22 protein-coding genes are annotated in these 26,397 nt (G+C 64.7%); 10 read left to right on the top strand and 12 right to left on the bottom strand.

The genetic code is table 11. The features are described from left to right. The 11 genes from ACN5W5_RS21130 to ACN5W5_RS21080 form a co-directional block, all read right to left on the bottom strand. A partial coding sequence (locus ACN5W5_RS21130) for a tandem-95 repeat protein (RefSeq protein WP_420050403.1) occupies window positions 1-3,728 on the bottom strand: 3,728 nt, incomplete at its 3' end. 235 nt (window positions 3,729-3,963) lie between these two features. Beyond that, window positions 3,964-4,425 (bottom strand): dihydroneopterin triphosphate diphosphatase, encoded by a 462-nt coding sequence (gene nudB / locus ACN5W5_RS21125; protein WP_420050402.1) that lies wholly within the window; start codon window positions 4,423-4,425, stop codon window positions 3,964-3,966. A gap of 66 nt (window positions 4,426-4,491) precedes the next feature. After that, window positions 4,492-6,294, bottom strand: a complete 1,803-nt coding sequence (gene aspS / locus ACN5W5_RS21120) for an aspartate--tRNA ligase (RefSeq protein WP_420050401.1) — start codon at window positions 6,292-6,294, stop codon at window positions 4,492-4,494. Window positions 6,295-6,342: 48 nt separating this feature from the next. Continuing rightward, window positions 6,343-7,023 (bottom strand): DUF502 domain-containing protein, encoded by a 681-nt coding sequence (locus tag ACN5W5_RS21115; protein ID WP_420050400.1) that lies wholly within the window; start codon window positions 7,021-7,023, stop codon window positions 6,343-6,345. A gap of 11 nt (window positions 7,024-7,034) precedes the next feature. After that, the gene (locus tag ACN5W5_RS21110; RefSeq protein ID WP_420050399.1) at window positions 7,035-7,400 is read right to left on the bottom strand and encodes an FmdB family zinc ribbon protein; all 366 of its coding nucleotides are present in this window, start codon (window positions 7,398-7,400) and stop codon (window positions 7,035-7,037) included. 192 nt (window positions 7,401-7,592) lie between these two features. Continuing rightward, the gene (ubiB, locus tag ACN5W5_RS21105) at window positions 7,593-9,158 is read right to left on the bottom strand and encodes a ubiquinone biosynthesis regulatory protein kinase UbiB (RefSeq protein WP_420050398.1); all 1,566 of its coding nucleotides are present in this window, start codon (window positions 9,156-9,158) and stop codon (window positions 7,593-7,595) included. After that, window positions 9,155-9,811 carry a ubiquinone biosynthesis accessory factor UbiJ gene (locus ACN5W5_RS21100; protein ID WP_420050397.1) on the bottom strand — a complete coding sequence of 219 codons (657 nt, stop codon included), beginning with the start codon at window positions 9,809-9,811 and terminating at the stop codon, window positions 9,155-9,157. The genes ubiB and ACN5W5_RS21100 overlap by 4 nt, the downstream gene beginning before the upstream one ends. Window positions 9,812-9,860: 49 nt before the next feature. Further along, window positions 9,861-10,826, bottom strand: coding sequence for a Tim44 domain-containing protein (locus tag ACN5W5_RS21095; protein WP_420050396.1), 966 nt, complete (start codon window positions 10,824-10,826; stop codon window positions 9,861-9,863). A 37-nt stretch (window positions 10,827-10,863) separates the two neighbouring features. Continuing rightward, window positions 10,864-11,595, bottom strand: a complete 732-nt coding sequence (gene ubiE / locus ACN5W5_RS21090) for a bifunctional demethylmenaquinone methyltransferase/2-methoxy-6-polyprenyl-1,4-benzoquinol methylase UbiE (protein ID WP_420050395.1) — start codon at window positions 11,593-11,595, stop codon at window positions 10,864-10,866. Between the two features lie 14 nt (window positions 11,596-11,609). Beyond that, window positions 11,610-12,029: a gamma-butyrobetaine hydroxylase-like domain-containing protein gene (locus tag ACN5W5_RS21085; protein ID WP_420050394.1), complete on the bottom strand. Its 420-nt coding sequence runs from the start codon at window positions 12,027-12,029 to the stop codon at window positions 11,610-11,612. A 26-nt stretch (window positions 12,030-12,055) separates the two neighbouring features. Then, window positions 12,056-15,949, bottom strand: coding sequence for a DUF3683 domain-containing protein (locus ACN5W5_RS21080; protein WP_420050393.1), 3,894 nt, complete (start codon window positions 15,947-15,949; stop codon window positions 12,056-12,058). Between the two features lie 176 nt (window positions 15,950-16,125). On the opposite strand from ACN5W5_RS21080, the gene ugpB reads away from it, so the two are divergent. The 5 genes from ugpB to ugpQ all read left to right on the top strand — a co-directional run bounded on the left by ugpB (window position 16,126) and on the right by ugpQ (window position 21,156). After that, a complete protein-coding gene (gene ugpB / locus ACN5W5_RS21075) occupies window positions 16,126-17,436 on the top strand; it encodes a sn-glycerol-3-phosphate ABC transporter substrate-binding protein UgpB (protein WP_420050392.1) in 1,311 nt (436 codons plus the stop codon). 76 nt (window positions 17,437-17,512) lie between these two features. Continuing rightward, complete coding sequence (gene ugpA / locus ACN5W5_RS21070) at window positions 17,513-18,409, top strand: sn-glycerol-3-phosphate ABC transporter permease UgpA (RefSeq protein ID WP_420050391.1); 897 nt, start codon at window positions 17,513-17,515, stop codon at window positions 18,407-18,409. A 62-nt stretch (window positions 18,410-18,471) separates the two neighbouring features. Then, complete coding sequence (gene ugpE, locus ACN5W5_RS21065) at window positions 18,472-19,323, top strand: sn-glycerol-3-phosphate ABC transporter permease UgpE (protein WP_420050390.1); 852 nt, start codon at window positions 18,472-18,474, stop codon at window positions 19,321-19,323. Between the two features lie 34 nt (window positions 19,324-19,357). Next, on the top strand, window positions 19,358-20,371 hold the full coding sequence (gene ugpC, locus ACN5W5_RS21060) for a sn-glycerol-3-phosphate ABC transporter ATP-binding protein UgpC (protein WP_420050389.1): 1,014 nt from the start codon (window positions 19,358-19,360) through the stop codon (window positions 20,369-20,371). Then, the gene (gene ugpQ, locus ACN5W5_RS21055) at window positions 20,368-21,156 is read left to right on the top strand and encodes a glycerophosphodiester phosphodiesterase (RefSeq protein WP_420050388.1); all 789 of its coding nucleotides are present in this window, start codon (window positions 20,368-20,370) and stop codon (window positions 21,154-21,156) included. The genes ugpC and ugpQ overlap by 4 nt, the downstream gene beginning before the upstream one ends. Before the next feature lie 25 nt (window positions 21,157-21,181). Here ugpQ and ACN5W5_RS21050 read toward each other — a convergent pair whose 3' ends face one another. Continuing rightward, window positions 21,182-21,451 carry a hypothetical protein gene (locus ACN5W5_RS21050; RefSeq protein WP_177132848.1) on the bottom strand — a complete coding sequence of 90 codons (270 nt, stop codon included), beginning with the start codon at window positions 21,449-21,451 and terminating at the stop codon, window positions 21,182-21,184. Between the two features lie 48 nt (window positions 21,452-21,499). Here ACN5W5_RS21050 and hemA point away from each other — a divergent pair, with 48 nt between their 5' ends. From hemA to ACN5W5_RS21025, 5 genes are all read left to right on the top strand, one after another. After that, complete coding sequence (hemA, locus tag ACN5W5_RS21045; RefSeq protein WP_420050387.1) at window positions 21,500-22,792, top strand: glutamyl-tRNA reductase; 1,293 nt, start codon at window positions 21,500-21,502, stop codon at window positions 22,790-22,792. Window positions 22,793-22,879: 87 nt separating this feature from the next. After that, complete coding sequence (gene prfA, locus ACN5W5_RS21040; protein WP_420050386.1) at window positions 22,880-23,968, top strand: peptide chain release factor 1; 1,089 nt, start codon at window positions 22,880-22,882, stop codon at window positions 23,966-23,968. Further along, window positions 23,965-24,810, top strand: a complete 846-nt coding sequence (prmC, locus tag ACN5W5_RS21035; RefSeq protein ID WP_420050385.1) for a peptide chain release factor N(5)-glutamine methyltransferase — start codon at window positions 23,965-23,967, stop codon at window positions 24,808-24,810. Before prfA ends, prmC begins: the two co-directional genes overlap by 4 nt. Before the next feature lie 53 nt (window positions 24,811-24,863). Then, window positions 24,864-25,187 carry a Grx4 family monothiol glutaredoxin gene (grxD, locus tag ACN5W5_RS21030; RefSeq protein ID WP_177132856.1) on the top strand — a complete coding sequence of 108 codons (324 nt, stop codon included), beginning with the start codon at window positions 24,864-24,866 and terminating at the stop codon, window positions 25,185-25,187. A 179-nt stretch (window positions 25,188-25,366) separates the two neighbouring features. Next, window positions 25,367-26,371, top strand: coding sequence for an AAA family ATPase (locus ACN5W5_RS21025; protein WP_420050384.1), 1,005 nt, complete (start codon window positions 25,367-25,369; stop codon window positions 26,369-26,371). Window positions 26,372-26,397: the final 26 nt, after the last annotated feature.

The following is a 26,397-nucleotide window of genomic DNA, read 5'->3' as shown; positions in this document are numbered from 1 at the left end:
GCCACGTTCATCGTGTGCGTGGCGCTGTCCGTGGCCCCGTCCTGGTCCACGATCGTGTAGTTGATCACCACCGGCCCACTCACGCCCGCGGCCGAGGTGAAGCTCCACACGCCGCCCACGTTGGTCAGCGTGCCCTGGCTCGGGTCGGCCAGCGTGGCCGTGCTCACCGTCAGCGGGTCGCCGTCGGGGTCCGTGTCGTTGCCCAGCAGGTTCACCACCGTCGCCACTTGCGGCGCCACCGCCTGCGTGTCGTTCACCGCGTCCGGCCCGGGGTTCACCGGCTCGATCGTGATCGTGCCCGTGAAGCTCCCGCCGTTGCCGTCATTCACCGTCACCGGTATGGTCACCGGCCCGGCGTTGTCCACCGGCGGTGTGCCTCCCAGCACGTTGGTCACCGGGTCGTAGGTCACCCACGCCGGCACTCCGCTCAGGTCCGGCGTGATCGTCAGCGTGTCACCCGTGTTCGGGTCCGTGAAGTAGTTGTCCAGGTCCACCGACACCGGCACGTTGTCCACCGCCGGCACCAGCAGGTTGTTCGGGTCCGTCGGGTCGATGTTCGGCGTCCCGGGCGTGGGGTCCGGGTCCACCAGCACCGGTGGCTGGTTGGCCACGTTCATCGTGTGCGTGGCGCTGTCCGTGGCCCCGTCCTGGTCCACGATCGTGTAGTTGATCACCACCGGCCCACTCACGCCCGCGGCCGAGGTGAAGCTCCACACGCCGCCCACGTTGGTCAGCGTGCCCTGGCTCGGGTCGGCCAGCGTGGCCGTGCTCACCGTCAGCGGGTCGCCGTCGGGGTCCGTGTCGTTGCCCAGCAGGTTCACCACCGTCGCCACTTGCGGCGCCACCGCCTGCGTGTCGTTCACCGCGTCCGGTGGGTCATTAACCGGCACCACCGTCAGCGTCAGTGTGGAGGTGTCGCTCCCACCGGCTCCGTCCGAGACGGTGTAGGTCGCCACCGGGATCGCTCCCGTGTAGTTCGCCACGGGCGTGAAGCTGTAGCTGCCATTGCCATTGATCGTCAAAGATCCCACACCAGCAATAACCGCCGATTGCCCAGCCGTGTATGTCGTGACGTCACCGGCCACTGCGAACTGCGTGATCGTCGGCGTGCCTCCGTCCACATCGGTCGTGTTGTTCAACAGATCACCTGCAGCGCCGTTTGCCACGGTAAGCGTCGTGTCTTCCGTCACAGTATTGGTCTCGTCACCATCCACCGGCGGGTCGTTGACGGCGTTCACGGTGATGTTGACGGTATCCGTGTCTTGAAGCCCAGCCACGTCGGTCGAGCGGACCGTCAGCACCGCTGGGCCAAAGTAGTTGGCCGTCGGCTGGTAGCCGATCGAGGCCAGCGCGGCGTTGATTTGCGCGGCAGTGCCGGACAAGGTCAGTGTGTTGCCGCCATTCGCGCCGGACGAAATGGTTGCCCCGCCTGCAAGGCTTACATTCAACACACCATTGGTCACGGTCAGCTGGGTAGTGGCCAGGTTGCCATCGGGATCGCTCGTCGACACACCAGTGATGTTCAACGAACCGTCTTCGGGCATGGTCTGCGTACCTGGCACAACGTTGACCGGCGCACGGTTGTTCAATCCGAAGTCGATAGCCAGATTGGTAGAGCCAATCTGCGTGACATCGGCGCTTGCATTGGTGTTGCCGCCTGCGGTGGTGTAAGTGCGTCCCGCTCCCAGCACGTTGCCGGTATCGGTCACCTGAACGATATAGTTTCCGGGCAGCACCCCGGTAAAGCGATATAGGCCACTGGCGTCGGAGGTATCAGTGGCCAGCACACGCTCACCCGCGTCCACCACACCGTTGTTGTTGACGTCGTCCACCAGCCGGACCGTGACGCCTGCGATGCCGGAGTCGGTGCCATCGAACGTTCCGTTGGCGTTGGTATCGGTGAAGATCCGATCCCCAATCTGCGCATCTGGCGGCGTCCAGCTGGCCGCGTCGTTCAGAGCGCCCAGAGCAGTGGTGCCGTTGGTGGTGATATTGACGGCAGAGCCAATCAGGGCACCGGTGGTCGGGTTGTACTGCTGAATGGCGGTACTCAGCAGATAGGTCCCCCCAGCCTGTGTCTCGGAAGCCTGGGTATTGGTTGTGGCAACAGACAGGGTGCCAGCATTGGTCGCGGATGTGCCCGCAGCGTTCAGCGTGTAGCGGGTGACGTTGACCGTCCCACCATTCAATGATGAGCTCTGAAGCGTGTTGTTGGCCGAGTTGTACCCCAGATCACCCCAGTCGTTGCCGGTGATGTTGATGACCAGGGTGGCGATGCCTGTCACGGTCCGCCCATCTGCGGAAAAGGTGAGACGGTAGATGGTGTCGTCGGAGGTGGTCCCGCCGCCGTCGCCACCCTGGTTGTTCTCGACACCCAGGTACATGAAACCCGTGCTATCGACAAAGGTGGCGGCGCCACTGCCCACGCCGGTGGCACCCACGGTCACGTTGGTGGCCAGGCCCGTGGTGAGGTTGTTGTCCACAACAATGTGGACGTTGTTGATGTAGTCGTAGGCGAACAGCGCGACGTTGGTGTTGGCCGAGGTGTTGGAGGTGTAGTAGATGAGTCCTGCGGTGTGGTTGACCGACAACGAGTTGATGCCGTTGGCGGTGTTGATCGCCACACCTCCCACTGTTGCTGGAACGGTCGTCAGTTGCGTGGCCTTGCCGGTGGTGGCATCGATGCTGTAGATAGACATGCCCGCCGACCCAAGGAAGGCACCGCTTCCGACGTTGATGGCAGTGGTCAACAGGCCCGCCCATTCGGTCGCTGCAATCACCGTGGTCTCAATGGCGTCGCCCACCTGGGTCTCCAGCACCCAGTCGCCGCCCAGGGCCTCGGCCCCGGTGTCGTCGCTGGAAGCCGCCACATCGGCGCCCGTGGCATCGGCCAGGGCCTCGACAAAGGCCACACCGTCGGCAGACGACGACACGTCGCAACCGTACAGAAGGATGTCCGCTTCTTCGGAGAGCGCGGCGCGGATGATGGCCAGCTCGTCGGCGTGCATCCCCGTGATCGAGGTGGTGTCCAGCGCTGAGTTGCCCAGCTCCAGACGGCCCGGCGTGCCATGGCTGATGATGTGAATGGCATCAATGCCCGAACGGCCATTCAGAATTTCGGCCATCTGCTCAACACCGTCCCGGTTGGCGTCAAGAACATAGACCTCCCCCGGATGCCAGTCCAGGTGTTCGGTAACACCCGCGGCGACCGAGTCGACAAAGATGATTTCAACCCGCTCGGTCTCGTCCGCCTCAACCATTTCGGCTTCAGCTGCAGCATCGCCAGGGAGCCCATCCTCCAACAATCCCTCCGCATCCACCGACTGCACTTCATCTGCCTCACCGACCATCAATTCGTCAACAGGCTCGCTCTCCTCGTCGCTCGCTGCGACGACGTCGCGTTCGACAGCCGCCTGCTCCGTGGACTCGCTCGGAACGTACGCGGCAGACTCAGCCTCCGCGCGTTCAGCCTCCAGTTGATCCAGCTCAGCCAGCACGGGATCCGGTCCCGCCGCGCTTTCGGTCTGGGCCTCCACCAACGTGGCTGGCAGGGCCGCATCAAACACAATGCGCTGCTCCAGCGCCAACTGACCTGCATGTGCTCGCAGTGGAACGCGCCGCGCCTTGCGACCGGACGATGTCTTTCGTCCCGTGGCATTGGCGGTTTCCGCCGCAGCCACATAGGTTCCCAAGGATTCGTTCCAGATCGATTTGTGTGACTTGTTCATGCTGCTCAGTAGATGGTCTATCGCAACCAAAAGTAACTAGTAGCCCTATTTGTTACTTTAGTTCTGGGTGCGAGGTTACCAAAAGAGGCACTAAATAGCGCCAACTGAAGCAGTAAAGTTCAAATTTTTGGGTGGTTTCGTAACTTTTGGCTCAATGGCGTGCGCATGGCACCGTGATTTTGAGCCCTGGCGCACAAGCATTCAGGTCCAAGAATTGCTTGCTCACTTCATTGAATCAGCACAGTCCGGATCGCAGGCGCAACACCGCCTCGGCGTTGGATGGGGAAAAGCAAAGGTCGGCGGCCTCCAGCCGTGGCAACCAGCGCTGCGCACGGTGTTCCCTCGCATTGAGGGTCACGGTCACTGGCTGCGGAATGCACAGGCCGAAGACATGCTCGGTGTTGTGCGTCACCCCCGGCGCGTAACGGTGACGCCACTGCGGGTAGATCTCATAGCGGTTTTCCAGCGCCCAGTCCGTCAATACGTGACCGGGAGCACGCGCATCCAGTCCGGTTTCTTCCCATACCTCGCGCACTGCCGTGGCCTCGAACGGCTCGTCTTCGGCATCTTTTGAACCCGTGACCGACTGCCAGAATCCTGGCGCATCGGCGCGTTCGATCAGCAACACCTCCAGCGCCGGTGTGTGGATCACCACCAGCACGGACAACGGGATCTTGAAACGGCGGTTCGAGCTCATCGGGCAGGTCCAGACAAAGAAAAAGGGCGCTGAAACAGCGCCCTTCCATTTTGTAACCGTCGGCGATCAGACCGGCTTGGCCAGATCCACATTGCGCAGGCGGATGTGCAGCTCGCGCAGCTGCTTCTCGTCCACCAGACTCGGCGCCTGCGTCAGAAGGCACTGGGCGCGCTGGGTCTTGGGGAAGGCGATCACGTCGCGGATCGAATCGGCACCCGTCATCAGCGTGACGATGCGGTCCAGGCCGAAGGCCAGGCCACCATGGGGCGGTGCACCGTACTGCAGCGCGTCGAGCAGAAAGCCAAACTTGATCTGTGCTTCTTCGGGCGTGATCTTGAGCGCATCGAACACCTTCTGCTGCACCGCAGCGGTATGGATACGCACCGAGCCACCACCGATTTCCCAGCCGTTCAAGACCATGTCGTAGCCCTTGGCGATGCACTTCTCGGGCGCGGTGACCATCCAGTCTTCGTGGCCGTCTTTCGGAGCGGTGAAGGGGTGGTGCACGGCGGTCCAGCGGTTGGCTTCTTCGTCGTGTTCAAACATCGGGAAGTCCACCACCCACATCGGCGCCCAGCGGGCTTCGAACAGGCCGTTCTTCTTGCCCAGTTCGCTGTGTCCGATCTTCAGGCGCAGCGCGCCGATGGCATCGTTCACCACCTTGGCCTTGTCGGCACCAAAGAAGATGATGTCGCCGTCCTGCGCGCCGGTGCGCTTGAGGATTTCGGCCACGGCCGCGTCGTGCAGGTTCTTCACGATCGGGCTTTGCAGGCCGTCGCGGCCCTTGGCCACTTCGTTGACCTTGATCCAGGCCAGGCCCTTGGCGCCGTAAATCTTGACGAACTCCGTGTAGGCGTCGATCTCGCTGCGGCTGATCTCGGCACCGCCGCGCACGCACAGGGCGACCACGCGGCCGTTCTTCATGGTGGCGGGCGCGCTGAAGACCTTGAAGTCCACATCGGCCATCACGTCGGTCAGTTCGGTGAATTCGAGCTTGACGCGCAGGTCGGGCTTGTCGGAACCGAAGCGGTGCATGGCTTCGCTGTAGGCCATGACCGGGAACTCACCCAAGTCCACGCCCAGGGTGTTCTGGAACACGGTCTTGATCATGCCCTGGAACATGTCGCGGATGTCTTCCTCGGTCAGGAACGAGGTTTCGATATCGATCTGCGTGAACTCGGGCTGGCGGTCGGCGCGCAGGTCCTCGTCGCGGAAGCACTTGGTGATCTGGTAGTAGCGGTCGAAGCCGGCGACCATGAGCAGTTGCTTGAACAGCTGTGGCGACTGGGGCAGTGCAAAGAAGTGACCGTCGTGCACACGGCTGGGCACGAGGTAGTCGCGCGCGCCTTCGGGCGTGCTCTTGGTCAGCATCGGGGTTTCGATGTCGATGAAGCCGTTGGCGTCGAGGAACTTGCGCACTTCCATCGCCACGCGGTAGCGCAGCATCAGGTTGTTCTGCATGTAGGGGCGACGCAGGTCGAGCACGCGATGCGTCAGGCGCGTGGTTTCGCTCAGGTTGTCGTCGTCGAGCTGGAACGGCGGCGTGACCGAAGCGTTGAGCACCTTGAGTTCGTGGCAGAGGATTTCGATCTTGCCGCTTTTCAGGTTGTCGTTGGTGGTTCCCTCGGGACGCGCCCGCACCAGGCCGGTGACCTGCACGCAGAACTCGTTGCGCACGTCCTCGGCGGTCTTGAACATCTCGGCGCGGTCCGGGTCGCAGACCACCTGCACATAACCTTCGCGGTCGCGCAGGTCGATGAAGATCACACCACCATGGTCACGGCGGCGGTTGACCCAGCCACAGAGTTGCACGGTTTGGCCCAGCAGGGCTTCGGTCACCAGACCGCAATAGTGGGAGCGCATGGCCATATCGGTTCTTCTTTCAGCAGGTTCGCCGTGTTTCACGGCGGGGAGTCATCAGGTCGGGTGGGTGGTCGCGCCGGGCGCTGCCACTTTGGGGAAGGTGTTTTTGGGGGCACCGGGCGCGATCACGCCCATGGAGACGATGTAGGTGAGCGCTTCGTCCACGCTCATCTGCAGTTCTAGGCAATCGCTGCGGCGCACCATCACGAAATAGCCACCCGTGGGGTTGGGCGTGGTGGGCACGAACACACTCAGGAATTCATCGTATTCGCCGATGCGGCCCGGCTGGGACTGCAAGTGCGCAAGGACCTCGCCACTGGGCGCACCGGTCTGGAAACCGATGGTCCACATGCCGGCGTGCGGCCACTGCACCAGCACCGCTTTGCGAAACGCATTGCCCTTCTCGGAGAACAGTGTGTCGGAAATCTGCTTGACACCGGAATAGATGGATCGCACCACCGGAATGCGGTGCAACAGCGCGTGCCACCAGTGCACCAGCTTGTTGCCGATGATGTTGGAAGCCAGCGCCCCGATCGACAGCACCACCACCAGCGCGAAGATCACGCCCAGGCCGGGAATGTGAAAGCCGAACAGCTGGTCGGGTTGCCAGCTCTGCGGCAGGATGTGCAGCGTCTGGTCGAGCGTGCCCACCACCCAGTCCAGCACCCAGAGGGTGATGATCAGGGGCACCAGGACCAGCAGGCCAGCCAGCAGCCATTTGCGCAAGGAAGGCATCGGGAGCGAACTCAGGTCGAGGAGGTGGGGGTCGAACTGGCTGCCGGAGCCGCAGCGGGTGTCGGTGTCGGTGTCGCGGTGCTGGTGGCGGGTGCCGGACTGGCGGCAGCCTCACCCGCCGGTTTGGCAGCCGCGTCCGGTGCGCTGGCACCAGTGTCGGCACCCGCCACGGCCGGTGCGGCCTTGCCGCCGTTGCCACCGCGGAAGTCGGTCACGTACCAGCCCGAGCCCTTGAGCTGAAAGCCGGCGGCGGTGACCTGCTTCTGGAAACTGGCCTGACCACAGGCCGGGCAGACGCTCAACGGGTCGTCGGACATCTTTTGCAACACGTCCTTGGCATGGCCGCAGGACGCGCACTTGTAGGCATAAATCGGCATGACGGAACCTGTAGGTGACCGGCTGCATGAGAGCCGGGATCGCTTCGGAGAACAAACGGGCCGCGGGTGGGTATCACACCCGGCCCGTCGATCCCGATCCGAAGGGTAGAAGAACAAAACCCGTCATTATAAATTGGGGGTGGTTCCCGGATGTGCAAGGACCGGCAAAACCAGGTCCACCACCGGCAGCGTCTACCAGAGTCGCACCCGCGTGAGCACCTGCATCAACATCAGACCGATCAGGAAGCCTACCCCGCCCCAGACGATCCCCTGCAGCAGCCGGTTGGTGCGGCGCTGTTCGGTCAGCAGCTCATCGAGTTCGCGCCGCAGTTCGTGCGGCTTGTGCTGCAGGAAGTCGTGCACCAGCCGCGGCAGCGCAGGCAGCAGCTTGGCGTAGTGCGGCGCCTCGGCCTTGAGCTGCTGCAACAATTTCTGCGGTCCGATCTGCTCAACCATCCACTTTTCAAGAAACGGCTTGGCGGTGTTCCAGAGATCCAGCTCCGGATCCAGATCGCGGCCCAGCCCTTCGATGTTCAGCAGGGTTTTCTGCAGCAACACCAGTTGCGGCTGGATTTCCACCTGGAAGCGGCGCGAGGTCTGGAACAGGCGCATCAGCACCATGCCCAGCGAGATTTCTTTCAGCGGGCGGTCAAAGTACGGCTCGCAGACAGCGCGGATCGCCGACTCCAGTTCGTCCACCCGGGTGTCGGGCGGCACCCAGCCACTTTCGATGTGCAGTTCGGCCACGCGCTTGTAATCCCGCCGGAAAAAAGCGGTGAAGTTCTGCGCCAGGTATTCCTTGTCGAACTCGGTCAGCGTGCCAACAATGCCGAAATCGAGCGAGATGTAGCGTCCGAAGGTGGCCGGATCGACGCTGACCTGGATGTTGCCCGGGTGCATGTCGGCGTGAAAGAAGCCGTCGCGGAACACCTGGGTGAAAAAGATGGTGACGCCGTCGCGCGCCAGTTTCGGGATGTCCACACCCCGGCGGCGCAACTCGTCCACCTTGTTGATCGGCAGGCCATGCATGCGCTCCATCACCATCACTTCGGTGTGGCAATAGTCCCAGAGCATCTCCGGGATCAGCACGAGGTCGAGCCCCTGCATGTTGCGGCGCAGCTGGGCGGCGTTGGCGGCTTCGCGCAGCAGGTCGAGTTCGTCGTGCAGGTACTTGTCGAACTCGGCCACCACCTCGCGCGGTTTGAGTCGTTTGCCGTCTGCCGACAGCTTTTCGACCCAGCCCGCCATCGTGCGCATGAGGCTCAGGTCTTTTTCAATCACCGGCCGCATGTTGGGCCGCAGCACCTTCACCGCCACCTCGCGCCCACCATGGCGGCCATCGCGCAAGGTCGCGAAGTGCACCTGCGCGATGGAAGCACTGGCCACCGGCACCTGGTCAAAGTGCGTGAACACAGCGTCGAGCGGCTTGCCGAACGCGCGCTCGATCGTGGCCACCGCCACAGCGCTCGGGAAGGGCGGCACGCGGTCCTGCAGGCGGGCCAGTTCGTCGGCAATGTCGGGCGGCAACAGGTCTCGCCGGGTGGAGAGCACCTGGCCAAACTTGACGAAGATCGGACCCAGCCGCTCCAGCGCCTCGCGCAGCCGCTCGCCGCGAGGGCTGTCCAGATTGCGGCCGATGGAGACAAGCCGGGTCAGCAGGCGCAGCGTGGGGTGCCGGAAGCTGGACAGCACGAGCTCATCAAGCCCGTAACGCAGCACCACCCAGACGATGAAAACGCCGCGAAAGAGACGCGTCATGCGGCACCACCGCCACCGCCCGGGGTATCCGCATTCGCGGCCGGCGCGGCCGCTTCGGGCGCGGAGCCAGCTGGCGAAGCGAAGGGCGGACGTGGCGGGAAGCCTTCAGGCAGGCGCGCGGCAAACGCCTTCACAGCCTGGGCGCCTGCGCGCGCAAACCGGCTCAGCGTGTGCGCGGTGGCGTCGCCCACCACGCGGGACAGGTCTTCTTCCACGTCCCAGCGCACGTTGTCCACCAGCCAGGCGACTTCGGCGGCGAGCTGCACGTCACCCTGGATGTCCACGCCCGGCTTGTCGCCAGCGATGACATGCTGGGCCAGCGCAAACGGCGATGTCTGTGTCAGCGACACGGTGAGCTCTGGCTGGGCGCCAGCGGCCGGGCGCTCCAGCAGACCGGCGGGCGTGGCGGCGAGCGTGAGGTGAAAGTCGCCCCACTGCACCCGCACCGGTTTGCCCTTCTGGCGCCTGAGACGTTCCTGTGCCTGCGGCTCCTGCATCAGCACGTGGTTGAGGAACAGCACCAGGCGGTTCTGCAGCTCGTCAACCACCCAGTCGGGCGGACGGATGCTGCCCAGCAGGGACTGCAAAAAACCCAGGGGCGATCGGCTGCCGCTCTCGGCGCCGGACGAAAAAACGGGGGGTACATTTTTCATGACCCCCCGATTTTGACGGATAACGCGGGACCATCCCGCCAAGGCACCGTTATTGAAGCGCCTGAACCCCGGCCACCAGCCAGCCGCCCGAACCACTCTTGGGCCGGGTGATGTTCCAGACTTCGCGGAACGGATTGGGGCCGGCCGAAGCGTCTTCCCGGATCATCCCGGAAAACTCCACGCTCGCCATGTACCCGTCGTCCAGTTCCTCGATGCCCAGCAACTGGGCCTCGAGCATCACGACATCGGTCTTGTTGACGCTGCTGCCGCTGGTCTGCTCGCGTTCGGCCAGCTGGCTCTTGATCTGCTCCAGCATGCCGTCGGTCATCATGGCCCGCAGGCTGGGAATGTCGGACCGGTCCCAGGCATCCTGCAGGTTCACGAAGTTGGTCTTGGAAGCCTTGAGAAAACCCTCAACGTCGAAGTCGCTGGGCACGCCCCACGAGGCAGAACCCGCCAGCGCCGAACCGATCATGGAACCACCAGCACCCGCTGGGCCACCGCTCTCCCAGGGACGGGCCGACGCGTCATTGCCCACGTTCTGCGGGCTGTAACCCCGCGGCGTTGCAGCCATGTCCGAAGCGCCCGCACCCTGGTAAACCAGTCCGGACGGTTTGGCGGCCGCGGACCCCCGCCGCATCACCATGCGGATCACGGCGACCACCACCACCGCGAGCAAAGCCAGCATGAGGAACTGGGCAAAGCCTTCACCCAAACCCAGTGAGGAAGCCAGCCAGGCCAGGCCGAGACCGGCTGCCAGGCCACCCAGCATGGCACCCCAGGGACGCTTGGGGGCGGCTGCGGAGGCGGGCGTTGGCGTGGTCGGCCGGGTCGCTGCGTTTTGAGCAGGCGCCTGCTGCGGCGTGGCTGGCTGGGTCGCTGGCGCCGTGGAGCGCTGGGTCACATTGCCCGACTGTTTGCCGATGGACAAGCCACCCCCCAGGCGCTTGGCCGAGGCGTCATGCGCCCCCAGCGCCATCGCGCAGACCAACAGTACCGACCACAACCTGCTCATTGTTCCATCCCTCAATTGACGTAAAAAACCTGCTGAATCAACACTTGATGCCCACGTGCAAGGCCACCACACCGGCGCTGAGGTTGTGCACGTCCACGTGCCCGAATCCCACCGACTTCATCATCTGCCGCAATTCCTCCTGCCCCGGGTGCATGCGGATGGACTCGGCGAGGTAGCGGTAGCTGTGCTCATCGTTGGCCACCAGCTTGCCCAACTTCGGCAGGATGTTGAACGAGTACCAGTCATAAGCTTTCTCCAGCGGTTTGGCCACCCGGGAAAACTCCAGCACCAGCAATTTGCCACCCGGCTTCAGGGTGCGATGCATCTCGGCCAGTGCAAGTTCCTTGTGCGTCATGTTGCGCAGGCCAAACGCCACCGACACAAAATCGAACGAGTCGCTGGCAAAGGGCAACTTCTCGGCATCGCACACCATGGTGGGCAGCACGACCCCTCTGTCGAGCAGGCGGTTGCGGCCTTCGCGCAGCATGGCTTCATTGATATCGGTGTGCACCACGCGACCTGTCGGGCCAACCTTGGCGGCAAAAGCCAGTGACAGATCACCCGTGCCGCCCGCGATATCCAGCACCTGCTGGCCTGGCTGCGGGTTGGCCACGGTGAGGGTGTAGCGCTTCCAGAGGCGGTGCAGACCGGCCGACATGAGGTCGTTCATGACGTCGTATTTGGGCGCGACCGAATCGAACACGCTGCGCACGTGCTGCGCTTTTTCACGCTCGTCAACCGTCTTGAAACCGAAATGGGTAGAGGCCATGGCGCAATCCGTTCCTAGTGTGAGTGGCTTCCGCAAGCCGAGCCTGCTTTCTCCGGCATGGCGGCGTCGCGGTCAACCCCCGCCTGGAGGAGTCGTTGCTGGTAGTCGGCCCACAGCGCGTCCTGCTGGCTGCCCAGGAAATACAGGTAGTCCCACGAATAAATGCCACTGTCGTGACCGTCGCTGAATGTGGGCTGCACCGCGTAGTTGCCCACGGCCTCCAGCGCCAGAATGTCGACCTCGCGCTTGCCGGTCTGCAGGACTTCCTGGCCCGGGCCGTGGCCCTGGACTTCGGCCGATGGCGAAAACACCCGCATCAGTTCGAACGGGATGCGGAAGTCGCTGCCATCTGAAAAGCTCACCTGCAGCACGCGCGACTGGCTGTGCACCGTGATGTCCTGCGGTGTCGGGGTGTTTTTGTCGAGTCCTGCCATGGCTGTCTCCGGTTGGTTGACTGTGATCAGACCAGCACGCGTTCGATGCCGCCCTGGTTGGCTTGCGCCACGTACTCGGGCAACCAGTCCTTGCCCAGAATCTGGTTGGCCATCTCGACCACGATGTAGTCGGCTTCAAGCAAGCCATTGTTCAGGTCATCGCCGTAGCGCGTCAGACCCTGCAGGCAACTCGGGCACGAGGTCAGCATCTTGATGTTGTCCTTGGCACCCACGGTGCCGGCGGCGCGCAACTGCGCCTCGCCTTTCTTGATCTCTTCTTCCTTGCGGAACCGGATCTGGGTCGAAATGTCCGGCCTCGTCACGCCCAGCGTGCCGCTCTCGCCGCAGCAGCGTTTGCTCTCGACCACGTTGTTGCCCACCAGCGCCTTGACCGTCTTCATCGGGTCCTGCAGCTTCATGGGTGTGTGGCAGGGGTCGTGGTACAGGTAGCCGCCCTGCCCCGCCGGCAAGGTGATGCCTTTTTCCAGCAGGTATTCGTGGATATCGATGATGCGGCAGCCGGGGAAGATCTTGTCGAACTCGTAGCCTTGCAGCTGGTCGTAACAGGTGCCGCAGCTCACCACCACGGTCTTGATGTCCAGGTAGTTCAGCGTGTTGGCCACGCGGTGGAACAGCACCCGGTTGTCGGTGATGATCTTCTCGGCCTTGTCGAACTGGCCCGAGCCGCGTTGCGGATAGCCGCAGCACAGGTAGCCCGGCGGCAGCACGGTCTGCACGCCTGCGTGCCAGAGCATGGCCTGCGTGGCCAGCCCCACCTGGCTGAACAGGCGCTCCGAGCCGCAGCCCGGGAAATAGAACACCGCCTCGGTCTCAGCCGTGGTGCCCACCGGGTTGCGGATGATGGGCACGTAGTCCTTGTCCTCGATGTCGAGCAGCGCGCGCGCCGTCTTCTTGGGCAGGCCACCGGGCATCTTCTTGTTGATGAAGTGGATCACCTGCTCTTTGATCGGCGCCGGGCCCAGCGTGGCGGGCGGGGCGCTGGTCTGCTTGCGCGCAGCGAGCTTCAGCACGTTGTTGGCCATGCGCTGCGCCTTGAAGCCCACGTCCACCATGGCCGAGCGCATGAACTTGATGGTCTCGGGGTTGGTGGCGTTCAGGAAGAACATGGCCGCGGCATTGCCCGGGCGGAAGCTCTTCTGTCCCATCTTGCGCAACAGGTTGCGCATGTTCATGGTCACGTCGCCGAAATCGATCTTGACCGGGCACGGCGACAGGCACTTGTGGCAGACCGTGCAGTGGTCGGCCACGTCCTCAAACTCTTCCCAGTGCTTGATGCTGATGCCGCGGCGCGTCTGTTCTTCGTACAGGAAGGCCTCGACCAGCAGCGAGGTCGCGAGGATCTTGTTGCGCGGGCTGTAGAGCAGGTTGGCGCGCGGCACGTGCGTGGCGCACACGGGTTTGCACTTGCCGCAACGCAGGCAGTCCTTGACCGAATCGGCGATGGCGCCGATGTCGCTCTGCTGCATGATCAGCGACTCGTGGCCCATCAGGCCGAAGCTGGGCGTGTAGGCGTTGGAGAGATCGGCGCTGCGCAGGCTGCTGTCCTCGGCGAGACCTTTCACGCCCGACAGGTCGCGAATCAGCTTGCCCTTGTTGAAGCGGCCCTCCGGGTCCACCTTGGCCTTGTACTCGGCAAAGGGGCGCAGTTCGTCATCGGTCAGGAATTCCAGCTTGGTGATGCCGATGCCGTGTTCACCCGAGATCACACCGTCCAGGCTGCGTGCCAGCACCATGATGCGGCCCACCGCTTCGTGCGCTGTCTGCAGCATCTCGTAGTCGTCGCTGTTGACGGGAATGTTGGTGTGCACGTTGCCGTCACCCGCATGCATGTGCAGCGCCACCCACACACGCCCCTTGAGCACGCGCTGGTGGATGGCCGTGCATTCGGCCAGGATCGGGCCGAACGCCGCACCGGTGAAGATGCCTTGCAGGGGCGCGCGGATCTGCGTCTTCCAGCTCGCACGCAGTGAATGGTCCTGCAGCTGCGGGAACAGCGTGTCCACGTCGCGCAGCCAGCCGGCCCAGAGCGAGCGCACCTCGCGCACCAGTGCCAGCGCCTGCTGCACGCGGTCTTCCAGCAGCTCGGCGCTGGGGATGTCATTGGCGTCGTCGGTCTTGCCCAGCGGCAGCTGGCCGCGGGTGAAGAAAGCTTCCAGTGCTTCGCAGAGCTTGAGCTTGTTGCGCAGCGAGAGCTCGATGTTGATGCGCTCGATGCCCTCGGTGTACTCGCCCATGCGCGGCAGCGGAATCACCACGTCTTCGTTCACCTTGAAGGCGTTGGTGTGTTTGCTGATGGCCGCGGTGCGCTTGCGGTCGAGCCAGAATTTCTTGCGCGCCTCGGCGCTGATGGCCACGAAGCCTTCTCCGCTGCGGCCGTTGGCCAGGCGGATCACCTCGCTCGTGGCGCGGGCCACGGCGTCGGCATCGTCGCCCACGATGTCACCCACCAGCACCATCTTGGGCAAGGTGCCGCGCTTGCTCTTGGTGGCGTAGCCGACCGCCTTCAGGTAACGGTCGTCCAGGTGCTCCAAGCCAGCCAAAATGGCGCCGCCGGGGCGCTTCATCTCGGCGAACATGAAGTCCTTGATGTCCACGATGGACGGCACGCAGTCCTTGGGATTGCCGAAGAACTCCAGACACACGGTCCGCACGTGCTCGGGCATGCGGTGCACCAGCCAGCGCGCGCTGGTGATCAGGCCGTCGCAGCCCTCTTTCTGGATGCCGGGCAGGCCGGCCAGGAACTTGTCGGTCACGTCCTTGCCCAGGCCTTCCTTGCGGAAGGTCGAGCCGGGGATCACCAGCTGTTCGGTGCGGACGTGCGTCTTGCCGTTGGCTTCAAAGTACTTGAGCTCGAAGGTGGCGACTTCGGCGTCGTGGATCTTGCCGCGGTTGTGGTCCAGGCGCGTGACTTCGAGCCACTGCGCCTGCGGCGTCACCATGCGCCAGCTCACCAGGTTGTCCAGCGCCGTGCCCCAGAGCACTGCCTTCTTGCCACCGGCGTTCATAGCGATGTTGCCGCCCACGCACGAGGCTTCTGCGGAAGTAGGGTCCACCGCGAACACATGGCCGGCGCGCTCTGCCGCATCGGCCACGCGCTGCGTCACCACGCCGGCTTCGGTCCAGATCGTGGGCAGCGGCTCGGCGTGGCCGGGCACGGCCACGAACTCTACCTCGGTCATGGCTTCGAGCTTTTCGGTGTTGATCACCGCGCTCTTCCAGGTCAGCGGGATGGCGCCGCCGGTGTAGCCGGTGCCGCCGCCGCGCGGCACGATGGTCAGACCCAGCTCGAAGCAGCCGCGCACCAGCTCGGCCATCTCGGTTTCAGTGTCGGGCGTCAGCACCACGAACGGGTATTCCACGCGCCAGTCGGTGGCGTCGGTCACGTGCGACACGCGCGAGAGGCCATCGAACTTGATGTTGTCCTTGGCGGTCAGGCGGCGCAGCGCCTTGGTGGCGCGCTGGCGAAGCGCGGCCATCTCTTCGAACGAGCGGGCAAAGCTGTCCACCGCCCCACGGGCCGCCGTCAGCAGCTCGGCCACCAGCGTGTCGCGCGCGGCATCGTCCTGCGGCGTGCGGCGCTTCTGCACCTCGCCCAGGCGGTGGTGCAGGGCATCCACCAGCGCGGCGCGGCGCTTGGGGTTGTCGAGCAAGTCGTCCTGCAGGTAGGGGTTGCGCTGCACGACCCAGATGTCGCCCAGCACCTCGTACAACATGCGCGCGGAACGGCCGGTGCGGCGCTCGGCGCGCAACTCGTCCAGCAGGCCCCAGGCCCGCTCGCCCAACAACCGCAACACGATTTCCCGGTCCGAAAAGGAGGTGTAGTTGTACGGAATCTCGCGCAGGCGTGGCGCGTCGTCGGCAGCGGTAACGAGGAGCGAAAGCGGCGTGGGAGCGTTCATGTGTGTGGCAGTCGCCAGCATGACAGTACAGAACCCAAGATGGTACCGCAGCGCAACATACACCCACCTCCCTCGTGGAAACCCCTGTTGTCACACCCTGGAAACGCATGTGCAATGGTTTTGTCACATGGGGCCGATACCCTGCGGCTTTCCGTACGTCCCAAAAGGAGTCATTCATGCGCAAGCCCTTCATCCCCCTCTCCGGCCTGCTGGCCCTCGCCACCCTCATGAGCGGTCCGGCCCACGCGCAGACCGAAATCCAGTGGTGGCACTCCATGACCGGCGGCCTCAACGACTGGGTGCTGGACCTCTCCAACGGCTTCAACGCCAGCCAGAAGGAATACAAGATCGTGCCCACGTACAAGGGCACTTACGACGAAACCATGCCGGCCGCCGTGGCGGCCTTCCGCGCGGGCAATGCGCCACACATCCTGCAGGTGTTCGAAGTCGGCACCGCGACCATGATGGCCGCCAAGGGCGCCGTGGTGCCTGTTGGCAAGGTGCTCGCCGACGCGGGCTACAAGTTCGACCCCAAGGTCTACATCCCAGCCGTGGTGGGCTACTACACGGCCGCCAACGGCCAGATGCTGAGCTTCCCGTTCAACAGCTCAACCACTGTCTTCAACTACAACAAGGACCTGTTCAAGAAGGCTGGTCTCGACCCCAACCAGCCCCCCAGGACCTGGCCCGAGGTGGTGCTCGCAGCGGCCAAACTCAAGGCCTCTGGCGTGAGCTGTCCCTTTACCACCAGCTGGCAGGGCTGGACCCAGCTGGAGAGCTTCTCGACCTGGCACAACACCGAGTTCGCCAGCAAGGGCAATGGCTTTGGCGGCACCAGTTCGCGCCTGACCGTGAACAGCCCGCTGCACGTGCGCCACATCGAGAACCTCTCGAACATGGCCAAACAAGGCCTCTTCGTCTACCGCGGCCGCGGCAACAAGGCCGACGCATCCTTCTATTCCGGTGAATGCGCCATGGCCACGGCCTCGTCGTCGACCTACGCGAGCATCAAGAAAAACGCCAAATTCGACTTCGGCATCGCGCCCCTGCCCTACTACCCGGACGTGGCCGGTGCGCCGCAAAACACCGTGATTGGCGGCGCGTCGCTGTGGGTGATGGGAGGCAAGAAGCCTGCGGAATACAAAGGCGTGGCGACTTTCTTCAATTACCTGACGAATGCCGAGATCCAGGCCAAGAGCCACCAGCGCACGGGTTACCTGCCCATCACGCTGGCATCGTTCGCGCTGACCGAACAGTCGGGCTTCTACAAGCAGAATCCCGGTACCGATGTCGCCGTCAACCAGATGATCCGCAAAACCACGGACAAATCGCGCGGCATCCGCCTGGGCAACTTCATCCAGGTGCGCGCCATCGAAGACGAGGAACTGGAGCAGGTCTGGGCCGGCAAAAAGTCGGCCAAGGAAGCCCTGGACGCCATCGTCAGCCGCGGCAACGAACAACTGGAACGCTTCCAGAAAGCCAACTGAGTTCGATCCGGGCGGACCTCGGCCCGTCCTAGCCTTCTCGTCTCCCTCGTCCAGTCACCCGGGCGGGGGATTTTTGATGAAAACCGTGGCTTCTGAAAAACGCGTCGTCTTCCGCTCGACCTGGCTGCCCTGGATCCTGCTGGCTCCCCAGGTGGCGGTGATCGCCATCTTCTTTTTCTGGCCGGCCGCCCAGGCGCTGTTGCAGTCGTTTCAGCAATCCGACGCCTTCGGCCTGTCCACCGAATGGGTGGGCCTGCAGAATTTCGCCAACCTGCTGGACGACCCCACCTACCTGGCCTCGTTCAAGATCACCGCAGTCTTCTCGGTGCTGGTCGCGAGCCTGGGGATCGGCATCTCGCTGCTGCTCGCGGTGTTCGCCGACCGGGTGGTCAAGGCAACGCTGGTCTACCGCACGCTGCTGATCTGGCCCTACGCCGTGGCACCCGCCGTGGCCGGCGTGCTGTGGTTGTTCATGTTCGCACCGTCCATCGGCATCGTCTCCCACGCGTTGCGCGGCCTGGGCTTCGAGTGGAATCACCTGCTCGACAGCGACCACGCCATGGCCTTGATCGTGATCGCCGCGGTCTGGAAACAGATTTCCTACAACTTTCTCTTCTTCCTGGCCGGTCTGCAAAGCATTCCCAAGTCGCTGATTGAAGCAGCGGCCATCGATGGCGCGCGGCCGTGGCGCCGCTTCTGGACCATCCAGTTTCCGTTGCTGTCACCCACCACCTTCTTCCTGTTTGTGATCAACGTGGTCTACGCCTTCTTCGACACCTTCGCCATCGTGGACGCGGCCACCGAGGGCGGGCCAGGGCGGGACACCGCCATCCTGGTCTACAAGGTCTACTACGACGGTTTCAAGGCCCTCGACCTGGGCGGTTCGGCCGCCCAGTCCGTGGTGCTGATGGTGATCGTCATCGTCTTGACGATCATCCAGTTCCGCTTCGTCGAGAAGAAAGTGCAGTACTGATGATGTGGTGTCACACGTCCCAACCCCGGCGCCTGCGCTGCAAGCCTAACGGGGGCCGCTGAATGGTCGAACGCAACCCCCTGCTGCGCGTGCTCTCGCACGCGGTACTGATCCTGGGCGTGTTCCTGATCGCCTTCCCCCTGTACGTGACCTTTGTCGCCTCCACGCAGACCGCCTCCGAAATCCTGCATGCGCCCATGTCGATGTGGCCAGGAAGCCATCTGATCGAGAATTACACGGCGGCGTTGCAGGGCACCGGCATGGGCGCGGCGTCAAATGCACCCGTGGGCCGGATGATGATGGTCAGCCTGATCACGGCCCTGGTCATCGCCATCGGCAAGATCGCGATTTCGCTGCTGTCGGCCTTTGCCATCGTCTACTTCCGCTTCCCGTTCCGGATGTTTTTCTTCTGGGCCATCTTCGTGACATTGATGCTGCCAGTGGAAGTGCGCATCGGGCCCACCTACTCGGTGGTGGCCAGCCTGGGGCTTCTCAACACCTACGCAGGCCTCACGGTGCCGCTGATCGCCTCGGCCACCGCCACCTTCCTGTTTCGCCAGTTTTTCCTGACCGTGCCCGACGAACTGGTGGAGGCGGCGCGCATGGACGGCGCGGGCCCGATGCGCTTCTTCAAAGACGTGCTGTTGCCGCTGTCCACGACCTCGATCGCCGCGCTGTTCGTGATCCAGTTCATCTACGGCTGGAACCAGTACCTCTGGCCGCTGCTGGTGACGACCGAAGAGAGCATGTACCCGGTGGTGATCGGCATTAAACGCATGATCAGCGGCGGCGACGCCGCCACCGACTGGAATATCGTCATGGCCACCGCCGTGCTGGCCATGATCCCGCCCGCGCTGGTGGTGATGCTCATGCAGCGCTGGTTCGTCAAGGGCCTGGTGGACACCGAGAAATAAGCCCCCGCATCAACGTACAAGAACAGAGATTTCCATGGCCTCCATTTCCCTGCACAACGTGGTCAAGCGCTACCGCACCGGCAAGACCGAGCTGCAAGTGATCCACGGTGTGAACGCCGAGATCGCCGACCGCGAGTTCATCGTCATCGTCGGCCCATCGGGCTGCGGCAAGTCCACGCTGCTGCGCATGGTGGCCGGCCTGGAAGAGATCAGCAGTGGCGACATCTGCATTGGCGAGCGTGTGGTCAACACGCTGGAGCCGGCCGAGCGCGACATCGCCATGGTGTTCCAGAACTACGCGCTCTATCCGCACATGACGGTGTTCGACAACATGGCCTATGGCCTGAAGATCAAGAAAGTGCCGATCGCCGAGATCAAGCAGCGCGTGGACAAGGCCGCCGGCATCCTCGAACTCGGTCACCTGCTGACGCGCAAACCGCGCGAGCTCTCGGGTGGTCAGCGCCAGCGCGTGGCCATGGGCCGTGCCATCGTGCGCCAACCCCAGGTCTTTCTGTTCGACGAGCCGCTTTCCAACCTGGACGCCAAGCTGCGCGCCCAGACCCGGCTGGAGATCCAGAAACTGCACCGCGAGCTCGGTATCACATCGCTGTTCGTGACCCACGACCAGGTCGAAGCCATGACGCTGGCACAGCGCATGATCGTGATGAACGCCGGCAAGATGGAACAGTTCGGCACCCCCGAAGAGGTCTACACCCGCCCGGCCACCACCTTCGTGGCCAGTTTCATCGGGTCGCCACCCATGAACCTGCTCCAGCACGCGCCGGGCGGACGCCCCGGCAGCCTGCTCGGCATCCGCCCCGAACACATCGACATCGGCGACAACGGCTGGGCGCTCCAGGTGGAAACGGTCGAACTGCTGGGGGCCGAACGCCTGGTGCACGCGCGCCTGGGCGACGAAATGCTCATCATCCGCACCCACGAAGACCAGGGCGCGCCGGCCATCGGCAGCACCATCCAAGCCCGGCCGCGCGAAGACCGCATGCACTGGTTCGACGCGCAGACCGGCCAGCGACAATCCGGGGCATGACGACGCCCCACACCCCGTCCCCCGACGAGAGCCACCCAGCGGCAAGGTCGCCCTGGCCCTACCCGCGCTGGATCGCCCACCGCGGCGCCGGCAAGCTGGCCCCCGAAAACACCCTCGCTGCCTTTCGCCTCGGCGCCTCCCACGGTTTCCGCATGGCCGAATGCGACGCCAAGCTCAGCGCCGACGGCGTGGTGTTCCTGCTGCACGACGACACGCTGGACCGCACCACCAATGGCCAGGGCCTGGGCGGCGACCAGGCCTGGGTGGCGCTGAGCCGGCTTGACGCCGGCGGTTGGCACTCGCCAGCCTATGCGGGCGAGCCGCTGCCCACACTCGAAGCCGTGGCGCGTTTCTGCCTGGCCAACGGTGGGTTGCTCAACATCGAGATCAAGCCCACGACAGGTCTGGCGCGGGAGACAGGCCGGGTGGTGGCGCAAGAGGCCGCCCGCCTGTGGGCGCAGCGCCCCGAGGCCATCCCACCCCTGCTCACCTCGTTTGAACCCGATGCCTTGCAGGGTGCGCGCGAGACCCAGCCCGAACTGCCGCGTGGCCTGCTGCTGGAAACCTTGTGGTCAGGCTGGCTGACAACCGCCGTCGAGCTCGGTTGCCAGGCGGTGGTCTGTGAACAGGACCTGTGGGAGGCCAGCAACGTGGCCCAGGTGCACCAGGCGGGTTTGCGCACCCTGGCCTACACGGTCAACGAAGCAAGCTCGGTGCAGCGGCTGCTGGCGCTGGGTATCGACGGCCTGATCACCGACCGGGTGGATGCCTTCCCGCCCACCTGAAACGCGGCGGCGTTGGGTGTTTCAGCTACCTGGCCCGCATCCACCAGGCCAGCGTGCCCTGGGCCAGCACCAGCGCGGCGTAGGTGAACATCTTGCCGTCGCGGCCAAACAGGATCAGCCCCCCCAGCAGCACGAGCACACCCGCCCCGGCCAGCACACCCACCTCGACCGCCGGCCGCCAGCGCACCGCGCGTTTGCCGCGACCGATGCGCGGCCCGAGCCACAGCAGGGCGGCCATCACCAGGGCCGGCGCGACGAAGTTGGCCAGGTGCCCAAGCAGGGCGAAAAATGTCATGTTGGGCATGCCGGAACGTCAAAGAGCCGGCAATTTTATAATCGGGCCATGTCTGTCTGGGCCCTCGGCATCAACCATCACACGGCTCCGCTCGATTTGCGGGGCCGGTTTGCCTTCGCGCTCGACCAGATCCAGCCCACGCTGAACGGCTACCGCCAGAGTCTGGCGCGCCAACCCGAGGCCACCCTGCTCTCCACCTGCAACCGCACCGAGCTCTATGGCGCGGGCGATCAGGCCGCCGTGGAACCCACGCTGGAATGGCTCGCCCACACCGGCGGCGTGAGCACCCACGTGCTGCGTGACCACGCCTATGTGCTGCGCGAAGACCAGGCCGCGCGACACGCCTTCCGCGTCGCCAGCGGGCTCGACAGCATGGTGCTGGGCGAGGCCCAGATCCTGGGTCAGATGAAGGACGCGGTGCGCGCCGCAGACGAGGCCGGCGCCCTGGGCACCACGCTGCACCAGCTGTTCCAGCGCTCGTTCGCGGTCGCCAAACAGGTGCGCACTTCGACCGAGATCGGCGCCCACTCCATCAGCATGACCGCGGCTGCGGTGCGGCTGGCGTCGCAGCTGTTCGAAGACCTGAAAGACATCAAGGTGCTGTTTGTCGGCGCCGGCGAGATGATCGAACTCGCCGCCACGCACTTTGCGGCCAAGACGCCCAAGGCCATGGCGATCGCCAACCGCTCGCTGGAACGCGGTGAAAAGCTGGCCGGCCGCTTCGGCGCCGAGGTGATGCGCCTGGCCGACATTCCCGACCGCCTGCACGAGTTCGACGCCGTGGTCAGTTGCACCGCCAGCACGCTGCCCATCATCGGGCTCGGTGCCGTCGAACGCGCGCTCAAGAAGCGCAAGCACCGCCCCATGTTCATGGTCGATCTCGCCGTGCCCCGCGACATCGAGATCGAGGTCAAAGGCCTGAGCGACGTCTACCTCTACACGGTGGACGACCTCGCCACCGTGGTGCAGACCGGCAAGGACAACCGCCAGGCCGCCGTGGCCCAGGCCGAAGCCATCATCGACGCTGGCGTTCTCAGCTTCATGCACTGGATGGAACAGCGCGACCCGGCCAACGGCATGGTGCCGCTGATCCAGCAGATCCACGCCCAGGCCGACGCCTGGCGCAGTGCCGAAATGGCGCGCGCCAAAAAACTGCTGGCCCGGGGCGAACCGGTCGACGCGGTGCTGGAGGCGATGTCGCGCGGCCTCACGCAAAAGATGCTGCACGGCACGCTGGCCGAACTGCGCGCGGGCGATGCCGACACGCGCGCCGCCACCGCGCAGACCGTCTCACGCCTCTTTCTGCGCGACGACCCCGTCAAGCCGCCGCGCAATTCCTAGCGCCCTTGCCCCAGCGCGCTGGTCCGCCCCGGCGCGTCAGCCACCCCGCCGCTCACGCGACGCCTCCCGAACCCCTTTGCCCGCTCCATGAAACCCTTCGTCCGCGACACCCTGATGCGGCAACGCGCCCGGCTCCACGAGCTGGACGCCCTGCTGGCCGCACCCGACGTGGTGGACAGCATGGACCGCTTTCGCGCACTCAGCCGGGAACACGCCGAGGTGGGCGCCGTGGTTGAAGTGTTCAACCGCTACCTGCAGCGCGAAGCCGATCAAACTTCGGCCACCGAGCTGCTGCAAGACCCGGACATGGCCGAGATGGCCGAAGAAGAAATTCAGAGCGCCCGTGCCGATATGGAAACGCTGGACGTGGAACTGCAGCAACTGTTGCTGCCCAAGGACCCGGACGACGAGCGCAACGCCTTCATGGAAATTCGCGCCGGCACCGGCGGCGACGAGTCGGCCCTGTTCGCTGGCGATCTGGCGCGCCTGTACACCCGCTACGCCGAAGCCCAGCGCTGGACGGTCGAGGTGGTGAGCGAATCGCCGAGCGAACTCGGCGGCTACAAAGAGGTGGTGCTGCGTATCGTGGGCCACGGCGCCTACGGCAAGCTGCGCTTCGAGTCGGGTGGCCACCGTGTGCAGCGCGTGCCGGTCACCGAAACCCAGGGCCGCATCCACACCAGCGCCGCCACCGTGGCCGTGATGCCCGAACCCGACGAGACCGAGGCCATCAAACTCAACCCGAGCGAGCTGCGCATCGACACCTACCGCGCCAGCGGCGCCGGCGGACAACACATCAACAAGACCGACTCGGCCGTGCGTGTGACCCACCTGCCCACCGGCATCACCGCTGAATGCCAGGACGGCCGCAGCCAGCACAGCAACAAGGCCAAGGCGCTGCAGGTGCTGACCGCGCGCCTGCAGGAAAAAGACCGCAGCGAACGCGCCGCCAAAGAAGCCGCCACCCGCAAGGGCCTGATCGGCAGCGGCGACCGCAGCGACCGCATCCGCACCTACAACTTTCCGCAAGGCCGCCTGACCGACCACCGCATCAACCTCACGCTCTACAAGCTGCTGCAGGTGATGGAGGGCGACCTGGGCGACGTGATTCACGCCCTGCAGGTGGCGCGCGGCACCGAGCTGCTGGCGGAACTAGAGCAGCGCAACAGCTTGTGAGTACCGCGTTGAACCTTCGAGACGCTTTGACACAAGCCCAGCAAAAGGGCCTGGACCGGCTGGACGCCCAGATGCTGCTGCTGCTGGCGCTGGGCCGTGACATGAATCACCGCGCCTGGTTACTGGCGCACGACACCGATCCCATGCCCGCCGACGCCGCAGCCCGCTACGCCGAACGGGTGCGCCGCCGCCTGGCCGGCGAGCCGGTCGCCTACCTGGCGGGTGAAAAGGCCTTTTTCGGCCTCCAATTGCAGGTGGACCCACGCGTGCTCGTGCCCCGGCCCGACACCGAAACCCTGGTGCATTGGGTGCTGGACGTGCTGGCCCCGCCGCCCGCTCTCCCGCGCTTTCTGGACCTCGGCACCGGCAGCGGCGCCATCGCCCTGGCGGTGAAATCACAGCGCCCCGATGTGGCGGTTTCCGCCACCGATGCCAGCGCCGATGCCCTGGCCGTGGCCTGCGCCAACGCGGAACGCCTGGGCCTGGCGGTGGACTTCCATGCGGGTTCCTGGCTGCAGGCGGTGCCCGGCCAGCGCTTCGACGTGATCGCCAGCAACCCGCCCTACATCGCCGAAGGCGACCCGCACCTCGCAGCCCTCGGCCACGAACCGCTCAGCGCACTCACCTCGGGCAGCGACGGGCTGGACGACATCCGTACGCTGATCGCCAGCGCACCCACGGCGCTGGCCCCGGGCGGCTGGCTGCTGCTGGAGCATGGGCACGATCAGGCCGCCGCCGTGCGCGCCCTGCTGGTGCAGCAAGGGTTCGGGCAAGTCGCCAGCCGCTGCGACCTCGCGGGCATTGAACGGTGCAGCGGCGGGATCTGGCCGCAACAGCGATAATCCGGGCTGTTTTCGGGCCGCGTCCGGCCCGCCCAGATCAGGAGTTATTTGCCATGAGCGACGCCCAGACCCAAATCGACCAGTTGGTCAAATCCAACGACATCGTGCTCTTCATGAAGGGCAATGCCAGTTTCCCCATGTGCGGCTTCTCCGGCCGAGCCATCCAGATCCTGAAAGCCTGCGGCGTTGACACCAAGACGGTGAAGACCGTCAACGTGCTGGAAGATGAAGGCATCCGCCAGGGCATCAAGACCTACAGCAGCTGGCCCACCATCCCGCAGCTCTACGTCAAGGGCGAGTTCATCGGCGGTTCGGACATCATGATGGAGATGTACGAGTCGGGCGAACTGCAGCAGGTCATCAACGGCCAGGCCTGAAGCCGCTCCGCCCCCTGCCCAGCCACCTCCGGGTGGCTTTGTGCTTTCTGGCCTGCGTCTTTTGACACGCTGATGCCCGAAACCTCACACAGCGGGCTGTATTACGGCTTTTCCTGCATTGAGCTCTGGCATGTCTTGTGCTTGAATGAAAGCGTCGCCGAACCCCACAGGAGAACCGCATGAGCTCGCGCAGCCTGGTCGCTTCACCCTCCCTCGGACTGCCCATCGCCCGGATGCGCAGCGTGTTCAGCGCCGACGAGGTCGAGCGCAAGCTGGCTCACCTGCAGGCCAGCGGCAACGAGCGCGACTACGAGGGCCTGCGCAACACCTGGCAACGCATGCTCGAACGCGGGCCCCAACGCTTTGCCGTCAAGCCATCGGGCGTGCCCGACATGGCACCGCTTTACGACCTGCTGCCCAATTTTGGTGAGGTGCTGGACGACGTGAAGCGCCACGTGGCCCTCAGCCAGGACAGCCGCGACAGCCTGGAGGTGACCCCGATCCTGCTGCTCGGGCCGCCCGGCGTGGGCAAGACCCATTTCGCCAAACAGATCGCCGACCTGCTGGGCACCAGCATGAGCCTGGTCCCGATGAGCTCGATGACGGCCGGCTGGCTGCTGTCGGGGTCTTCGTCGCAGTGGAAAGGCGCCAAACCCGGCAAGGTGTTCGAGGCTCTGGTCGACGGCCAATACGCCAACCCGGTGATCGTGGTCGACGAAATCGACAAGGCCAGCGCCGATGCGCAGTACGACCCATTGGGCGCGCTCTACAGCCTGCTGGAGCACGACACGGCACAGAACTTCGTGGACGAGTTCGCCGAAGTGCCGATCGACGCCAGCCAGGTGATCTGGATCACCACCGCCAACGACGAGCGCGCGATTCCGGAGCCGATCCTCAACCGCATGAACGTGTTCGAGATCGAAGCGCCCTCACCCGAAGCGGCACGCAAGATCGCGGCCCACCTGTACCGCAGCATCCTGGGCGAACACGACTGGGGCCAACGCTTCGACCCGGAGCCGTCGGACGATGTGCTCGACCAGTTGGCCTGCCTGGCGCCCCGCGAGATGCGCCGGGCCCTCGTCACCGCCTTTGGCAATGCCCGGCTGGACAACCGCTACAGCGTGGCGGCAGACGACCTGCCGAAGGCGGGCAACGGCAAGTCGCGGATCGGGTTCCTGCAGTAGGCGCCAACAGCGAACCAGCCCACACG

The organism is Hydrogenophaga sp. ZJX-1 (genome assembly GCF_048590325.1).
Classification (GTDB): Bacteria; Pseudomonadota; Gammaproteobacteria; order Burkholderiales; family Burkholderiaceae_C; genus Hydrogenophaga.
This window is presented reverse-complemented; position numbering and strand designations above follow the sequence as displayed.

Coding starts and splice junctions, on each gene's coding strand:
- nudB (WP_420050402.1), bottom strand. CDS start 4,425: ATGAGCTCGAACCGCCGTTTCAAGATCCCGTTGTCCGTGCTGGTGGTG.
- aspS (WP_420050401.1), bottom strand. CDS start 6,294: ATGGCCATGCGCTCCCACTATTGCGGTCTGGTGACCGAAGCCCTGCTG.
- ACN5W5_RS21115 (WP_420050400.1), bottom strand. CDS start 7,023: ATGCCTTCCTTGCGCAAATGGCTGCTGGCTGGCCTGCTGGTCCTGGTG.
- ACN5W5_RS21110 (WP_420050399.1), bottom strand. CDS start 7,400: ATGCCGATTTATGCCTACAAGTGCGCGTCCTGCGGCCATGCCAAGGAC.
- ubiB (WP_420050398.1), bottom strand. CDS start 9,158: ATGACGCGTCTCTTTCGCGGCGTTTTCATCGTCTGGGTGGTGCTGCGT.
- ACN5W5_RS21100 (WP_420050397.1), bottom strand. CDS start 9,811: ATGAAAAATGTACCCCCCGTTTTTTCGTCCGGCGCCGAGAGCGGCAGC.
- ACN5W5_RS21095 (WP_420050396.1), bottom strand. CDS start 10,826: ATGAGCAGGTTGTGGTCGGTACTGTTGGTCTGCGCGATGGCGCTGGGG.
- ubiE (WP_420050395.1), bottom strand. CDS start 11,595: ATGGCCTCTACCCATTTCGGTTTCAAGACGGTTGACGAGCGTGAAAAA.
- ACN5W5_RS21085 (WP_420050394.1), bottom strand. CDS start 12,029: ATGGCAGGACTCGACAAAAACACCCCGACACCGCAGGACATCACGGTG.
- ACN5W5_RS21080 (WP_420050393.1), bottom strand. CDS start 15,949: ATGAACGCTCCCACGCCGCTTTCGCTCCTCGTTACCGCTGCCGACGAC.
- ugpB (WP_420050392.1), top strand. CDS start 16,126: ATGCGCAAGCCCTTCATCCCCCTCTCCGGCCTGCTGGCCCTCGCCACC.
- ugpA (WP_420050391.1), top strand. CDS start 17,513: ATGAAAACCGTGGCTTCTGAAAAACGCGTCGTCTTCCGCTCGACCTGG.
- ugpE (WP_420050390.1), top strand. CDS start 18,472: ATGGTCGAACGCAACCCCCTGCTGCGCGTGCTCTCGCACGCGGTACTG.
- ugpC (WP_420050389.1), top strand. CDS start 19,358: ATGGCCTCCATTTCCCTGCACAACGTGGTCAAGCGCTACCGCACCGGC.
- ugpQ (WP_420050388.1), top strand. CDS start 20,368: ATGACGACGCCCCACACCCCGTCCCCCGACGAGAGCCACCCAGCGGCA.
- ACN5W5_RS21050 (WP_177132848.1), bottom strand. CDS start 21,451: ATGACATTTTTCGCCCTGCTTGGGCACCTGGCCAACTTCGTCGCGCCG.
- hemA (WP_420050387.1), top strand. CDS start 21,500: ATGTCTGTCTGGGCCCTCGGCATCAACCATCACACGGCTCCGCTCGAT.
- prfA (WP_420050386.1), top strand. CDS start 22,880: ATGAAACCCTTCGTCCGCGACACCCTGATGCGGCAACGCGCCCGGCTC.
- grxD (WP_177132856.1), top strand. CDS start 24,864: ATGAGCGACGCCCAGACCCAAATCGACCAGTTGGTCAAATCCAACGAC.
- ACN5W5_RS21025 (WP_420050384.1), top strand. CDS start 25,367: ATGAGCTCGCGCAGCCTGGTCGCTTCACCCTCCCTCGGACTGCCCATC.